Raw genomic sequence first — 15,260 nt, 5'->3', positions numbered from 1 at the left:
AAACATTACCTCAAAAAAAGGCAATTTTTATCGTATTTTAGGGCTTTTTAGGGCTTTTTTGGTATCCTTTTCTTTTAGACAATTAGTTTTAAGCCCCATAATTTGCAACTAAATCTTTTTTCCATATATTAATAAAACTATTAACAGTTTTCGGCTGTATTTCGCTCATTTGGCTCAATAGATATGAAAAGGACTTATTTACATAATTTGCTTTATTTATTTCAAACTGCTTTATGTAATTTAAAGTGTCAATTGGTTGTTGTGCTTTCATTTGACTATTGAAAATCATAGTAATGAGCAAGATAAATAACTTTATGTTTTTCATGATAATATTTTTAAAGATTACAAGGATGAACAACCTCAAATTCATCTATTTCGGGATTAAGCTGATTTTTTTTCGATTTTATTCCTAATGGTCTAAAGTTTCCGCTGCTGTCTTTTTGGCTGATGACCATTCCCATATTATATTTCTGTGTAATATACGCCATACCATAAGCATATGCGTTAGATTGGGTTTCATCTTTATTAACAAAATATTGGGCAACTTTCATGAAATCTTCATGGATATCTGAATTATCTTTCCAAAAGTTATTTCCATTCGGATTATTGGTAGGGTGATATAGATCTACACTTGTATCTTTAGGATGATCCTGTATAAATTGGTCCATATTACTCTCACTGTTAATGGTTAACGCATACATAGATCCGTCGCTTCCGTTTACAAATCTAATAAAATAGGAGGGAAGTGCAACATGTGCAGTAAACATATCATACATATCAGGAGGAGACGGGCAGGGCGGCGCCGTTGGTCCGTTATGGTTATGAAAATCTCCTTCTGCTACGAAACCAAGCCCTGTTAATGGAATACTTCCTCCATTAACTCCCAATTCTATAACGGAACTGACCTGATATACGCCGTTGCTGTCCTTGCCAAAAGAAAAACCTTTTTCATTATCATCATTAACGATAGTTGCCGTCATTGCATTATTTTGGGCTTTAATATTTGTCTTGTTAATAATTTGTTTAGCAAGCAGCAGATCATTTTTAAGAATATTACACGGATCTGTAACATCTATAAACGTACCATTCCATCCTCCACCTCCGCCATGCGTTGGTGTGGTTCCTATCGTTCCGGAGCCTGAAGAAGGTTCAAACCCTCCTACGCCACAGCCTCCGCCACTTTCCTGCATCGTTATACTATATATTACCTGATAACCTCCAGGCGTCGCTGCCAATGCAGTTCCCGCATGGGGACAGGGCTGCCCGTAAGCATGATGCTCAATACCTCCGCAAGGCTGTCCCGGAACATATACATAAGATCCTACAGGATAAAAAACCATGGGGCAGGAATCCAGCTTTCCAAAGATTTCCGAAGAAGTCTTTTTTCCTACTGCATATAAGGAAATATGATGGGTAAGCTCTTCCGTAGACAATGGTTTTTCGCGGCTGTTGCTAAGCGCGACAGCGTCATATTTAATAAAATAGGCGAAGAAATTACCATCTCCAAGGTCTTTCAGGATAAGGTTTTCCAAAGACCCTTCATCCTTTTCAGATTTTCTTTCGATTTTGAAGGTATAGGTTATGGTACCCTTTGTATCCTTTACAATATAGGTCTCATCGGTATTTATAGAAAATTCATTTTCTGTATCTGTATAGATTCTATTGTTTGAAGAAAGGCTTTTAGGACTTAATTTTTTGAGCCTATCGATCACTTTAGGATATTTTTGCTCCAACTCTTCACGACGCACACGCTCCACGGTCGCTTTTTGTAATTGCGAACCGTATTCCTGTTCGGTTTGCAGAAGTTCCTGTTGGCAGGACACAAGTAAGGTCAGAAAAACTGTCAGTATTGACAGCCACGAAATTAATTTTTTCGTCATAATCATTTGTTTGTTTTTATGGGTTAAATATAATTCTTTTAATACTATAGATGCATTATTTTGTCTTTGGGTTGGAAAAGATTAAAAAAATTTTCTTTTTGTGGTTTTTATTTTTTCAAAACTAAAATTAATACCTTGGTGCACAGCTTACTTTTACGGAAAAATTATTACTTTTACGAAAAATATTTTTACTATTATGGAAAAGATTATCAAAAAGATAGCGGAGATCCGCAGTAAAAAAGGTTTCTCTTATGAGAATATGGCTCATGATCTGGATCTGAGTACTTCGGCATACCGAAAAATAGAAACGGGAGAGACAAAACTGACGGTTGAAAGACTGGTTGATATTTCTAAAATCTTGGAAACTCCATTAAATGAATTATTGGAAACTGATTCTCCAAAAAATTTTAGTCAAGAAATAAAAGAACAATCTACAGGATATCAAGGAGTAGATAATAGAGTTTATCATGAAAATTCAGAATTGTCGCAAAAACTCATTGTAATTTACGAACAACAGATCAAAGATCTGAAAGCGGAGATTGAGGAATTGAAAAGTAAGTAGTTTTAATGCTTCGAGAGCCTCAGCATGACATTGCGAATACTAAATGTTTTTTTATTAGCGTGACATTGCGGTACTAAGTTTTTTTGGAAGTTTTTTAAGATGCTTCGACAGGCTCAGCATGACACTTAAAATAAAAAGAGAGTTAACCATAAAAACTGTTAACTCTCTTTTTAATTATCCGGTGCAAAATGTATAATCATTGTTTTATTTCTGCCTTTTTATCGTTGAACTGTACGAGCCAATCTTCGATCTCATCTTCCAGATAGGAAGTCTGAAGGATCATGGCATTGATAAAATCATCAGGCACGGGTTCACCATTGGAGTTTTCCAGATTCCAAAGTTCATTAGACATATTTTCGTACTCGGAATACACCCGTTTGAAGCGTGTATTTTCTCTTTCAAGAGCTTCAATATTTTGCTGTTGAAGCTGGAATTTTCTGTATTTGTTTTGACGTTTCATACAAATATTATTAAGTGTGGTCGTAAAATGTTTTGATAATATGCTTTCAATCACGCACTACAAGATAGAAAAAACCATCAACACAAACAGTTGAAAATGAATTTATTATCAGGTCAGGTTTACATCATTCTGAAAATTAAATTTAGAAATTATTTTGATTCAAAAAAAATATTTAACATCTTTTTTCACTGTTTAACATATAGTTATAAATTTGCATATCATAAAAATCGAATGAGAGATTTAATACTACGCCAGAAACAGGTTCTGTTCTTCATTATTGCAGGTGGACTGAGTGCTATTGTGGAAATCGGGAGCTTTAAGTTCTTCAGTACTTCCCTTCCCCACTTTTTCCCGCGCGAAACCAATTTCCACGGAATCCATTATCCGCTGAGTAATATTTTCTCTACAAGCTGCGGAATCATCAGCAATTACTTTCTGAGCATCTGGTTTGTTTTCGAAAGAGGAAAACATTCCAAGAGGAAAGAATTTGCTTATTTTATGGTAGTCTCTTTTATCTCAACTTTATTAAGTCTCGGTTTCTTCCAGATTTTTTACAGTTATATATTTAAGGATAATATTGATCTCATCATTTATACTTTAAGTCCGGAAATAACCAGTAAGATCGCAGCAATTCTATTAGTTTCCATTCTTAATTATTCTATCAAGAAAAAAGTAATCTTTAACGGATAAATTGTGACAAAAGTTTTAAATTACCTTTGGAGATTCTGGCTGTTGCTGTTAGCATTTGTCTTTACCATCCTTTTTGGAATCCCTGTTTATATTTTATCATTCAATAAAAAACATTACAAATATGCCTACAAATTCATAAGATGCTGGAGCTACTGTATATTTTTCGGAATGGGATTACGATATGAACTCACAAAACTTTCTACCCAGAAACTTGATAAGAATCAACAGTATGTTTTCATTTCCAATCACACGTCGATTATGGATATTATGCTGATGTGTATTTTGTGCGCAGATCATCCTATTTGTTTTGTCGGAAAAAAAGAACTGGTAAAAATTCCGATTTTCGGTACTATATATAAAAGGATATGTGTCATGGTGGATCGTAAAAGCGCAAGAAGCCGTGCCGATGTTTACAGGAGATGTGCCGAAAAAATGGAAGAAGGGAACAGCATTGTAATTTTTCCGGAAGGCGGAGTTCCTGATGATACTTCTATTATTTTGGACGAATTTAAAGACGGTGCATTTACACTTTCTTCGAAACATAATTCGCCCATCGTCATCTTTACTTTTATCGGATTAAAGGAAATTTTTCCGTTTGACAGCTCAAAAGGTTATCCCGGTAAAGCAAAAGTGTATTTTAACGGAATTTTAGCCCCTTCAGACTCACCGAAAGAGCTTAAATTGTCTGCTTTTGAGACAATAAAAAAAGCATTGTTAAAACACTATAATTAATAGAAATAATATATATTTGTTTTCAGAAATTTTCAACAAATATGTCAAATTATTCTAAACAAACTAATTGGGGGCAATTCATTCCGTTAGTTACTGTATTTTTTTTCTGGGGCTTTGTGGCGGCAAGCAACGACATCCTGATCCCTGTTTTCAAAAAGGCTTTTGATCTATCCCAAACCGAAAGTATGCTTGTTCAGATATGTTTCTATGTAGCATATACTGTGGGCTCTTTGATTTACATGGCGGTTTCAAAAGGTCTGAAACAGGATTTAATCAATAAAATCGGTTATAAAAACGGTTTAATTGTAGGACTTCTTATTTCGGCAGCAGGAACATTATTGTTTTATCCGGCAGCCAATATGGCTTCATTCCCATTAATGATTTCCGGTCTTTTTATTGTAGGATTAGGGTTTTCATTACAGCAGATTGTTGCCAATCCTTTAGCTATTGAAGTAGGACCTTCTGAAACAGGTTCTCAGAGATTAACAATGGCAGGAGGTATCAATAATCTCGGGACAACTATCGGTCCTCTTATTGTTTCTTTTGCAATCTTTGGCTCTGCAGCTGTAGCCAATAATGATGTAAGTGTTGAAAGTGTAAAAGTTCCTTATCTTATTTTAGGAGTAGCTTTTGTTTTAGTAGCCATTATGCTTAAGTTTTCATCACTTCCGGCTATCACTCCGACAGTTTTGGAAGATACGGACGATACAACTCCGGGAGAACACAGAAAAACAGCTTTCCAATATCCTCAGCTGATTTTAGGAATGATTGCTATTTTCGTTTATGTAGGTGTAGAAGTTTCTACGGCAAGTAATCTTCCCGCTTACATGGAAAAAAGTTTAGGTTTTGAAACTAAAGATGTAGCTCCTTACATCTCTTTATATTGGGCTTCTTTAATGATCGGTCGTTGGACTGGTGCTGTTGAAGCTTTTGACATAAGTGCGGGCTTCAAAAAAATCTTAAGATTTTTGGCTCCTTACTTAGCTTTTGGAGTATTCTTACTGGTAAATGCCATTGCAAAACATGACCTTTCCCACTTCTATATTTATGGATTTATTATTATTGCAATGATCATCTGTGATATTTTGAGTAAAGGTAACCCTGCAAGAATGTTATTAATCTTCTCTGTTGCAGGTATCGCGGCTTTATTAATCGGAATGGCAAGTTCAGGAATGGTCTCTGTTTATGCTTTTACAAGTGTCGGTCTATTCTGTTCTACACTTTGGCCATGTATTTTTGCTTTAGCGATCAACGGACTTGGAAAACATACTAACCAAGGTTCAGGATTGTTAATTATGATGATTATGGGAGGTGGAATCGTAAGTCTTCTTCAGGGATATGTGGCAGATCTTACCAATATTCACTTCAGCTATATTGTAGGAGTAATCTGTTTTGCTTATCTTGCTTTCTATGCAATAAGAGTAACCGGAATCTTAAAATCTCAGGGAATTGACCTTGATAAAATCACGAAAGGAAGTGGTCATTAATACTACGAAAATAATATATAAAAAAAGATTTTGGGCGGGTTTATTACTTGCCCAATTTCTTTTGTTTTATGTTTTCTCAAAATCAGGAATGATGATCTCATTTTTTGAGCACTTTTTTGAAATTCAGAAAACGGTTCACCAGATTATTTTCTTCTGGATTCCTTTTTCCATTGGAGATCTTCTTTATATTTTATTGGGGATTTTTCTTCCTTATTCTGTGATTAAATGTTTTAAAAAGAAAAGCAGAAGCACTTCTTTATTAAGAGTTTTTATCATCATTAATATTTTTTATTTTACTTACCAGATATTTTGGGGAATGCTGTATTTTCAGACTCCGATTATTAAGAAATTGCCGGGTCAGGAAGAACCTACTGTAGAAAAAGCAAAAATATTAGCCTTAAAATATCTGGAAAAATGCAAAGAAACGAGAGCGCTCGTAAAAGAAGATAAGAATGGAATTTTCATTATTACAGATCTGGAAAAGGTTCAAAAAGAGATTCTTTCTCAGCAGGCGCAGCTGCCGAAAAACATTTCCAATAAAAAAGCTCCGGAAATTAATTCCTTCAAGCCCAGTATTTTTAAAAATGTAATGAACTTTACAGGAATTCTTGGTTATTATAATCCATTTACGGCAGAAGCTCAATTTAACTCCCAATTACCCAATACCTACATTCCTTTCACTTCTGCTCATGAGAGCTCTCATCAGCTCGGATTCGCAAGAGAACAGGAAGCCAATTTCGTTGGTTATTTAATCGGGATTGATTCTAAAAATGCAGAATTGCGATACAGTACAGAATATTTTACATTAAAAAGTCTGTTGAATTTCATCATTGATGAAGATCAGGAATTTGTAAAATCTGTTTTGAAAAATTACTCACCTGGAATGAAAAAAGACAGAGCTTATGAAAAAGCTTTTATACTAAAGCATCAGGGATTGCTGGACGAGTTTTTCGGATTTACCAATAATCTTTTCCTGAAAAGCAATCAACAGGAAGGCGCTATAACATATTCTTATTTCATCTATCTTCTCCTTAATTACGAAAAGGTCTAAAAAACAAAAGAATCGTATCAGGCGATACGATTCTAAAAACACAAATGATGAAAAAAAATTTATTACCTTGACTTGTTCCCTCATTCAAGGCGTTGTAAAAGTACGACATATTTTAGAAATACAAAAACATTTCATCTTTTTTTTACAACTTTATGAAAACTTTAAGACTTTTTAAGTTGTCTTGAGTTTACTTAAAATTCTTTTATTTGTCAACAATCCCTTCAACAACTGATGAAAAGGCAAAATTAGCTCTAATTATATCGAGACATCACAATAAATCAAATGATTGTTTAAAAAAAATAAAAATAACTAAATAAATTATGTTTACAAAAATACAAGTTGAATTCTTGGATAAGTGCTTTTTTAAATTAAATTTCCGTTACTAATAATTAAATATTACTTCGATTTTTCAAAAAGAGGAAATTCCACATAACTCCTATTATAAAACTTGATTTCCAACGGTTCTTTTGCATCAGTTATTTTTTCAGTGCTCACTTCTTTTCCTGTTCCGTAATTCAATTGCCAATAAGGACTTTTTATCAATCCAACCATTAAAATCAATCTGCTTCCCTTTTCTATTTTTTTGCTGATAAAATCATTATTGGCAACAGGAATATTTTCAACTTTTCCAACTTCAAGAAGCATTCTTTTTTTGTTGTCTTTTGCATAACTGGCTCTTGTCACATAACTGGATAACAGAAAATACTGTCCGTTCGTTGTTTCTTCATATAAACTCAGATAAAGATCAACATCTTTTTTATTAACAGAAAAAACCAGGTTTCCTGAAAAATTACCTTTAAACTCAAAGGATTTTGTGAAAGGTTCTGTTTTAAAAAGCAAATTATTTTTTGTGTAAATAGTATTGTCTACGATATTATATTTTAAGCCTAATAATTCATCGGCGTCCGTTCTGTCTTTTAAGTCAATTTTTAAAGTCGAAAAATTATTACTTTTAGCTTTTGGATTTGACAGAGATAAATTGCCCTGTTCATTATTAAGATAGAATTTTACCTTATTGTTTTCAAAAACATCCATGGATTTTGCACTTCTCCATTCGTTCGTACCCATGACCTGATAATTGATTTTATTTTTCAAGAAAGATGGTTTCGGTTTATTTTTAAAAATATAATCAAACCATTCCAGCCAGATTTTATTTAAATCGATTGATGCAACCGGATCAATTTTGTATCCGTTCAATTCATTTTTTATAAAACCCTGTGCTCCCCAATGATCGTAAGGTCCGATAATCAGATAATGTTCATTCTCTTTTTTATACTTATTATGCTGTCGAAAATAATATAAAGCACCGGATTTATCTGCATCAAAATATCCTGTTGTCGAAAGAATAGGAATATTGATTTTTGCAAAATCATCTTTATAAGGAATCATTTTTTTCCAGTACTCATCATAATTCGGATGATCCAGCCAACGCTGAAAAATATCATTCGGCTTTCCACAGATGGAATCCAGCTTACGAAAAGGCAGTCCGCTTTGATACCAAGTCTTGAAAATTGTGTTCCATTTTTTTTGGTCGTAAAAACTTTTGGAATTTGTTGTTTTATTATCGGTTACATAATCCAGCCATTGCATAGAATAGCACGAAAAAATATTATTAATCATCGGAAAATTCATCGTCCCGACACCTGTTGCAGCTTCAGGAACAATAGTTTTCAAAGCCGGATGAAGATTTTTAGCGGCTGCCCATTGACTGAATCCCAAATAACTGCCGCCAATCATTCCCACTTTCCCGTTGCTCCAAGGTTGTTTTACAATCCAATCTATAACTTCATTGATATCATCTGCTTCATGTTCGAAAGGTTCGATCGGGTTTTCACTTACATATTTTCCTCTTGAATGTAAAATTACTGCGGCATAATCGTTATTCACAAAGTTTTTTACCAGATCGATATTTTTCGGATCGGGATAAATTGTATTAACTAAAACCGTATTTTGTGGAAGTTTATTCTTATTTAAAATCAAAATCAGGGAAAGCACTCCATGATCTTTTGTCTTAATGATAACACTGTCCTGAATGACGAAATTTTTCTGATCTCCTTTTTGAGAAGAGACAAAACCAAACGTGAAAAGAAAAAATAAGAGAAAGCTTTTATTCATCTTTAAATATAGCAACAAAAAAAGCACCTAAAATTCAGATGCTTAATTTTTTATGATGTAAAGATATTATTTTCACTTCTTTCACAACTGGATTTCTGTTAAACATCAATCAGTCCCAAAGTAATTGATTTCTTTATAAGAGCAGCAATATTATTTACCTGAAGTTTATTAAAAATATTTTTACGGTGTGTTTCTACCGTATGTTTGCTAATACAAAGTTTTTCTGCAATTTCGTCAGTTGTGTAGCCTTTACCAATAAAATCAATAATTTCTTTTTCTCTTTTGCTTACAATACTTTTATTAAAATCATATTTTTCTGTGGTTTGAAAGTCTTTGTAAAATACTTTCTCATTCTTCCCTACTATTCTTTTTATGCTTTCAATTAATATTTCAGAGTCTGTATCCTTGAGCAAATAACCATCAACATCGGCAGCAGAAACCATATTAGAATAAGAGCTCATTACCATAATTTTTATATCCGGATAGTATTTGCGCACCATTTTAGAAAGCTCGATTCCATTGATCTGCGGCATTGATATATCGGTGATTAATATATCGGGTTCTTGAAGTTTTATATTTTTCAGCAGATCAGAATAATTATTGTAAGCATGTATTATCTCGAAATTTTCATCTTGTTCCAAAAGCATGATGAGACCCTTCAAAAAAATGAGGTGATCATCTATGATGGCAATTTTTATTGTGTTTTTCATAATTTTAGTTCAATAAGTACAGATGTTCCTTTATTTGTGTTTGACTGTATGTTAATTTCCCCGGATATTATTTCTAACCTTTCCTGAATATTTTTCAGTCCCATTCCTTTTTTATCCATAGAAAATCCTACTCCATTATCCGTGATAATAATATTAAGATCATCAAGATGTCTGTTAATCGATAATTCTACTTCTGTCGCTTTCGCATGCTTTGAAATATTATTCAGTAATTCCTGCAAAACCCTGTAAATATTTATTTTTTGGGGTTCACTTATATCATCGACAGCATTTTCAGGATAAATATGAACATCAAAATTGAATTCATTTCTTTTCCGGTAGCTGGTTTCCAAATCCAATAAGAGATTCCTGAGATTCTTTTCTTTGAGGTTATTAATGCTCAGATTGTGAGAGATCTCTCTTATTTCCCGAAACACATCAGAAAGATTTTCCTGGATTTTTTCTAAATTTTTATTATTAAGATCTACATTTTCTTTCGCCAATAACAGTTTTATCCCTGCCAAATCTCCTGCAACTCCATCGTGCAGATCTTTGGCAATCCTGTTTCGCTCAAATTCCTGCCCTTTTATAAGTGCACTCATCTCTTTAAGTTCCTGCTCCTGTAATAATTTATCTTTTTCCTGCTGATGATTAATATTTTCCTGATTTCTCAGTCTTTTCTGAAACTGTGATCTTTTGTATCCAAAATATAAAAATCCGATGAGTATAAAAATAAATAATAGAGAAGTAACTATTACCAATTTACTTTTTTTCTCCTGCAGCTCTTTTTGTTGATTTAATAACTGAATCTGATTATTCTTTTTATCAACTTCATACTTAGTAATAATTTCATTGATATTTTTAGCTTTTTCTACACTAAAGATACTGTCATTTAGCTTATTGTAGATTTTCTGATACCGATAAGCTTTTTCATAGTCCCCATTTTTTTCAAGCACAGTATTGAGATCACCCATTAAGGAAATTTTATCATCAAGAGAAATAATAGGATTCTGGGCAATTTTCTCAGCTTTGAGGTAATAATCTATCGCTTCAGGATATTGACCTTTTTTGTAATAATATCCACCGAAATTATAATAGTATAAAAAATATAAGCTGGAATCGCCAATATCTTCAATCAGTTTTTTAGCGGCATTGAGGTGTGATATAGTTTTATCAAAGTCTTTATATTTATTATTACTCATAAAAAGAATTGATAAATTAATATGACTGTCATACTGCCATTTTTTGTGATCCAGCTGTTTGGCTATTGAAAGAGCGGTATTGAAATATTGTAACGCCAAATCAGGGTTTTTCTTTCGGAGAATTATACCTAAATTACTACAGCTTCCAAATTGCTCTGCGATTAATTCCTTCTCCTTTGTAAATTGATAATCTTCATTATAATATTTAAGCGCCTGAACAGAATCGTTTTGAGATAAAAACAGGTTTCCCAAATTTTTTAAAACAATACTTTTTTCATTAAGTCCGTTTTTCTCTGATATTTTTAATGATTTCAGAAACAGTTGTATGGCAACTTCATAATTACTCTCGTTATTCTTAATGAATCCCAATTGATTATAAGCTAATGCCAGAGTTTGAAAATTATTTGATTTAACGGCAATTGGTATAGATGTATTGATATAACGCTGAGCTTTTTTTATCTCTCCTTTTAGATAAAAGCAATATCCCAATCCATAATATCCTTTTGACAGGTAAAAGTTATCGCCTTTTTTTTCACTGATAATTTTTACCTTATTAATATAATAGATAGAAGAATCCAAATCTTTAATCAGGTTACTCCTGTATTTTGTAAGCATTCCTTCAATCTCGGGATCTTTCTTCTGGCCCATAAAAAATGTGCCGGTAAATAAGCAGAATAATATAAAATGTTTCATCATACAAGTAAATATACCATATTTATGGTATAGCATATAAAATGTAATAAGAATATTTTTGTTACATAAAATCATTGAATGATGGTAAAAACTACACTATTTTTTTTATTTGGATGCTCATTATATTTTGGGCAAAGCATAGCAACTACAGGATTACCTAATCAAGCTGACCAAGCATGTACCAACTGCCCTATGAATATGAATACTGCGGAAGGTGACGGAACCAGAGCCTCCAATAATGGCGGCGGCGGAAGCGGAACTCTTTCTGATGCTGTAAGCTTGGCTACGGAACAGACAGGAAATAATTTAAATATCTATTTGATGCCATTACAGAGAAAATTTACTACATATATCATATATGATTTATCGGGTAATGTGAAAAAAGAGCAACAAATTCATCCGACAAATTCTTATTCTATTGATGTATCTAATCTTAGCCCGGGAAATTACTTGATTGAAGTGGAGGTAGTATCACCAAGTACAACTATAACTGAATCATTACTTATTAGACAATAACAAAAAATACAGTAATTAACAAAAGGCAAGTATCACAAAATCCCGAATATTAGTTATCGATCAGCAAATACAAAAATATCTATACATACTATTTCATTGATTTAGTCAAGGAAATGCTTATCCGGAATTATCAAAAAAGCGGAATCCGAAAAGTTTTTAAGAGAGTAGGAAAACTTAAAATAATACTTATGAAAAATTTAAAGAAACTTACAAGAGACGAGAAGAAAAAAATTGGTGGAGGATTTACGGAGTTTCAGGTAGAGACTTGTGGCAGTGCAACCAATGTTTGTTATCAAAAAGATAGACAATGGGGCTGCAGAAATGGACTTGGAGGTACTTGTTATCCACCTATGATTTAAATGATAAACTGATAAAAGTACTTGTAAGAAAGTACCTTTTGTTCATTATTGATTATAGAGAATTTTATAAACATCAAAAAGCAGAATCCGAAAAGCTTAAATAGAGTAGGAAAAATTAAAACAACTATTTATGAAAAATCTAAAGAAATTATCCAGACCAGAATTAAAGTCAGTAAATGGAGGTTGGGTTGACTGCAGTGGTCCTTTTCCTCCAGCACTTTGTAAATGCAAAAGAGGAGAGCAATTATGTAATGGTATTTGCAAACCGAACAACGAAATTTGCATATAAATTAAATAACAGAATTACTATGAAAAATCTAAAGAAATTTTCAAGACAGGAACTGAAATCTGTGAATGGTGGTGCTGCAACTTGTACAGATAATGTTGTAGGTGCGCCAATACCACAAAACTGCCCTTGCCCAAAAGGATATTCTAAATGTCCTAATAATGTCTGTGTTCCAATTGGCCAAGCATGCCCACCTTAAGAATTAGTATGAAAAATTTAAAAAAAATTCCCAGAAAAGATTTAAAAACTGTTCAAGGAGGTCGTGCTCCGGCAGGTTGCATTGGTTGGGATCCCAGACTTATGTGCTGCAAAGCGTGGCAAGCAGGTTACGAAGATGATTCAACTCATGAATTTGGTACAACCTGTATATAGAAATCAGTTAAGAAGGCAAATATTTATAAAAAATAAGAGAAGTTCAGGTATCTCTTTTTAATACAGAATTGTTATTATTAAAAAAGTTGAGAAGCATATATTGTTTCTCAACTTTCTTGAAGGATGCTTTTTAAATTAAGCACTTATTAAAATTATTTCTGAGATTTTAGAGCGGTATTTTCCTGCTTTAAATCTTCAACTTCTTTTTTTAGTGACTGATTTTCTTCTTTCAAAAGATTTATATAATCCTGTAGATTTTCTATGATAGAATTGGGAATAGTGTAATACTGATTATAATTTCCAGAGTTATCATTAAAAGTAGAATTATTATTATGTACAATTCCTTCAGCAACTTTCCCTTTTAAATCTTCCACAGGAACATTTAATGCTTTTGCCATTTTTTCCCATTCATCATCATGAATTTTTGTCTTACCATTCTCTTTACGAGAATAACTGGAAATATCCGTTGATAATATTTTTGCCATTTTTTCCTGAGACATGCCTTTTTCTGTTCGAATTTTTTTTAATTTTTCGTGTATCATTTATAATGTGTTTACAACAAATGTATGCAAATTTTGCGCAAAATTTGCAAGAAAATCGCAAGAAAATTGCAAAACATATCTTACTTATATGAATTTTTTTTTTTTAGTTTTGAAAATCAATATTGATAAAGCGCTTTTAAAATTTATCTATATATGTACAGATATAGATAAACTGATCAGTAAAAACCCATGTCAGGGATTGTATGACAAAAAGCAAATTATTAATTTAAAAAATTTAAATAGATGAAAAATCTAAAAAAAATTTCGAGAACAGATTTAAAAAATGTATTTGGTGGATTATTAGCACCAAATGTTGGAATGTATGCTGGAGGAGATGATAATGGTGCTATAGGTGCATGTGCTGTTGATTGTGATCCTGCTGTTTGCTATTATCCAAAAAGATGTGTAAACTGCTATTTAGGGAATAATAAATGGACATTTGCATGTAGCGCATAGCTATATAAGCTTTTTAACAAAGGCTGAAGATAATTTTATTTTCAGCCTTATTAATAATTAAATAGTTAAGATGAAATATTTAATATTTTTTTGTTCGTTTTTATTATTTTCTAATCTTTTTTCTTCTCAACAAAAAGATTATAAGTTAAATATTACGAATAAAGACGAATGCAATAAGATAATTTTCGAAAGAATTATTTGGGATTCTTTATACTACAATATGAAAATTCCAAAACTTATTTATAAAAACCACAAATATATCTCTCAAGGTAAAATTGATTTTCCACAAGCTTTCAAAATATATTCTGAAGACTGTAACGAAAATTATGGAATCTATATATTACATCAAAGAGAAAATACCATTAATCTTAAAAGTACTAAAAGTCTTTTTCCACAAGCTGATGAAGATTTAAAAAATATATTAAATAATTTTGAAATTGAAAAAGACAAAATATATAAAAATATTTCTAATGATGTAAAATCCAACAACAATATTTTCCCTTCTGAAAAAAAGATATATTACGATCAGGCAATTAGAAATAATGAGGATAAAAGAGACAGTTTAATTTATGAGTATACTAAAAAAAATAAAGACCCTTATTTGATTATCTGGTATTTAATCTATAAAATTGAAAATGATTGGTACTACTCTAGTTGGTATAAAAAAATATTCGACTCTTTACCTAATGATACAAAAAGATCTTTTACTGGTAAAAGGTTATCAAACAAAATTCAGACTCTCGAAAAAATACAAACTGGAGAAAAGTTTCCTTTTGAAACTATTATAAAAAATTATAATTTCAAAAACAGTAATAAAAAATATACTCTCATAGATTTTTGGTTTTCACATTGTGGACCTTGCTTAGGTGATTTTCCAAAGTATAAAGAAGTTTATACACAGTATAAGGATAAAGGGTTAGAAATTATAGGAATATCAACAGATCAAACCAAAAATGTTGATGACTGGAAAAAAGTTATAAAAGAAAAAAATCTTTCATGGTTACATTTTTTAGATGAGAATGGAACTGAAACAAAAAAATATAATATTAATGCATTCCCAACAACATTTCTTTTAAACTCAGAAGGAATTATTATTAAAAAAAATATATCACCTGAAGAGCTTGAGAGTTTTCTGGAGAAAAATTTATAA

The 15,260-nt window shown here is 31.9% G+C and carries 18 protein-coding genes; 11 read left to right on the top strand and 7 right to left on the bottom strand.

The features are described 5' to 3' along the window. Positions 1–88 precede the first annotated feature (88 nt). On the bottom strand, positions 89–325 hold the full coding sequence (locus ABD745_RS10010) for a hypothetical protein (RefSeq protein WP_344828818.1): 237 nt from the start codon (positions 323–325) through the stop codon (positions 89–91). Between the two features lie 10 nt (positions 326–335). Then, on the bottom strand, positions 336–1,880 hold the full coding sequence (locus ABD745_RS10005) for a hypothetical protein (protein ID WP_344828816.1): 1,545 nt from the start codon (positions 1,878–1,880) through the stop codon (positions 336–338). A gap of 196 nt (positions 1,881–2,076) precedes the next feature. On the opposite strand from ABD745_RS10005, the gene ABD745_RS10000 reads away from it, so the two are divergent. Continuing rightward, a complete protein-coding gene (locus ABD745_RS10000; protein WP_344828814.1) occupies positions 2,077–2,442 on the top strand; it encodes a helix-turn-helix domain-containing protein in 366 nt (121 codons plus the stop codon). Between the two features lie 196 nt (positions 2,443–2,638). Here ABD745_RS10000 and ABD745_RS09995 read toward each other — a convergent pair whose 3' ends face one another. Beyond that, positions 2,639–2,902 carry a hypothetical protein gene (locus ABD745_RS09995; protein ID WP_344828812.1) on the bottom strand — a complete coding sequence of 88 codons (264 nt, stop codon included), beginning with the start codon at positions 2,900–2,902 and terminating at the stop codon, positions 2,639–2,641. A 231-nt stretch (positions 2,903–3,133) separates the two neighbouring features. On the opposite strand from ABD745_RS09995, the gene ABD745_RS09990 reads away from it, so the two are divergent. The 4 genes from ABD745_RS09990 (at position 3,134) to ABD745_RS09975 (ending at position 6,862) form a co-directional block, all read left to right on the top strand. Next, entirely contained in the window at positions 3,134–3,592 is a 459-nt protein-coding gene (locus ABD745_RS09990; protein WP_344828810.1) for a GtrA family protein, read from the top strand. A 3-nt stretch (positions 3,593–3,595) separates the two neighbouring features. Further along, positions 3,596–4,324, top strand: coding sequence for a lysophospholipid acyltransferase family protein (locus ABD745_RS09985; protein ID WP_344828808.1), 729 nt, complete (start codon positions 3,596–3,598; stop codon positions 4,322–4,324). 41 nt (positions 4,325–4,365) lie between these two features. Continuing rightward, on the top strand, positions 4,366–5,811 hold the full coding sequence (locus ABD745_RS09980) for a sugar MFS transporter (protein WP_344828806.1): 1,446 nt from the start codon (positions 4,366–4,368) through the stop codon (positions 5,809–5,811). A gap of 88 nt (positions 5,812–5,899) precedes the next feature. Next, a complete protein-coding gene (locus tag ABD745_RS09975) occupies positions 5,900–6,862 on the top strand; it encodes a DUF3810 domain-containing protein (RefSeq protein WP_344828804.1) in 963 nt (320 codons plus the stop codon). Positions 6,863–7,258: 396 nt separating this feature from the next. Here the strand turns inward: ABD745_RS09975 and ABD745_RS09970 are convergent, their stop codons facing one another. From ABD745_RS09970 to ABD745_RS09960, 3 genes are all read right to left on the bottom strand, one after another. Then, entirely contained in the window at positions 7,259–8,977 is a 1,719-nt protein-coding gene (locus tag ABD745_RS09970; protein WP_344828802.1) for a CocE/NonD family hydrolase, read from the bottom strand. Positions 8,978–9,075: 98 nt separating this feature from the next. Continuing rightward, a complete protein-coding gene (locus ABD745_RS09965; RefSeq protein WP_344828800.1) occupies positions 9,076–9,687 on the bottom strand; it encodes a response regulator transcription factor in 612 nt (203 codons plus the stop codon). Next, positions 9,684–11,534: a tetratricopeptide repeat-containing sensor histidine kinase gene (locus ABD745_RS09960; RefSeq protein WP_344828796.1), complete on the bottom strand. Its 1,851-nt coding sequence runs from the start codon at positions 11,532–11,534 to the stop codon at positions 9,684–9,686. The genes ABD745_RS09965 and ABD745_RS09960 overlap by 4 nt, the downstream gene beginning before the upstream one ends. Before the next feature lie 123 nt (positions 11,535–11,657). On the opposite strand from ABD745_RS09960, the gene ABD745_RS09955 reads away from it, so the two are divergent. The 4 genes from ABD745_RS09955 (at position 11,658) to ABD745_RS09940 (ending at position 13,112) form a co-directional block, all read left to right on the top strand. After that, positions 11,658–12,095, top strand: coding sequence for a T9SS type A sorting domain-containing protein (locus ABD745_RS09955; RefSeq protein WP_344828794.1), 438 nt, complete (start codon positions 11,658–11,660; stop codon positions 12,093–12,095). 113 nt (positions 12,096–12,208) lie between these two features. Continuing rightward, a complete protein-coding gene (locus ABD745_RS09950) occupies positions 12,209–12,454 on the top strand; it encodes a bacteriocin-like protein (protein ID WP_344828792.1) in 246 nt (81 codons plus the stop codon). Between the two features lie 176 nt (positions 12,455–12,630). After that, entirely contained in the window at positions 12,631–12,939 is a 309-nt protein-coding gene (locus tag ABD745_RS09945) for a bacteriocin-like protein (RefSeq protein WP_344828790.1), read from the top strand. Next, complete coding sequence (locus ABD745_RS09940) at positions 12,927–13,112, top strand: bacteriocin-like protein (protein WP_344828788.1); 186 nt, start codon at positions 12,927–12,929, stop codon at positions 13,110–13,112. The genes ABD745_RS09945 and ABD745_RS09940 overlap by 13 nt, the downstream gene beginning before the upstream one ends. A gap of 152 nt (positions 13,113–13,264) precedes the next feature. Here ABD745_RS09940 and ABD745_RS09935 read toward each other — a convergent pair whose 3' ends face one another. Next, the gene (locus ABD745_RS09935) at positions 13,265–13,654 is read right to left on the bottom strand and encodes a helix-turn-helix domain-containing protein (protein ID WP_344828786.1); all 390 of its coding nucleotides are present in this window, start codon (positions 13,652–13,654) and stop codon (positions 13,265–13,267) included. A 243-nt stretch (positions 13,655–13,897) separates the two neighbouring features. Here ABD745_RS09935 and ABD745_RS09930 point away from each other — a divergent pair, with 243 nt between their 5' ends. Next, on the top strand, positions 13,898–14,110 hold the full coding sequence (locus ABD745_RS09930) for a bacteriocin-like protein (protein ID WP_344828784.1): 213 nt from the start codon (positions 13,898–13,900) through the stop codon (positions 14,108–14,110). Between the two features lie 70 nt (positions 14,111–14,180). Next, a complete protein-coding gene (locus ABD745_RS09925) occupies positions 14,181–15,260 on the top strand; it encodes a TlpA family protein disulfide reductase (RefSeq protein WP_344828782.1) in 1,080 nt (359 codons plus the stop codon).

Origin of the sequence: Chryseobacterium ginsenosidimutans (assembly GCF_039536845.1) — a bacterium.
In the GTDB taxonomy this organism is placed as follows: domain Bacteria; phylum Bacteroidota; class Bacteroidia; order Flavobacteriales; family Weeksellaceae; genus Chryseobacterium; species Chryseobacterium ginsenosidimutans_B.
Note: the sequence above shows the minus strand (reverse complement) of the source record. Positions and strands in the feature narration are given on the sequence as shown.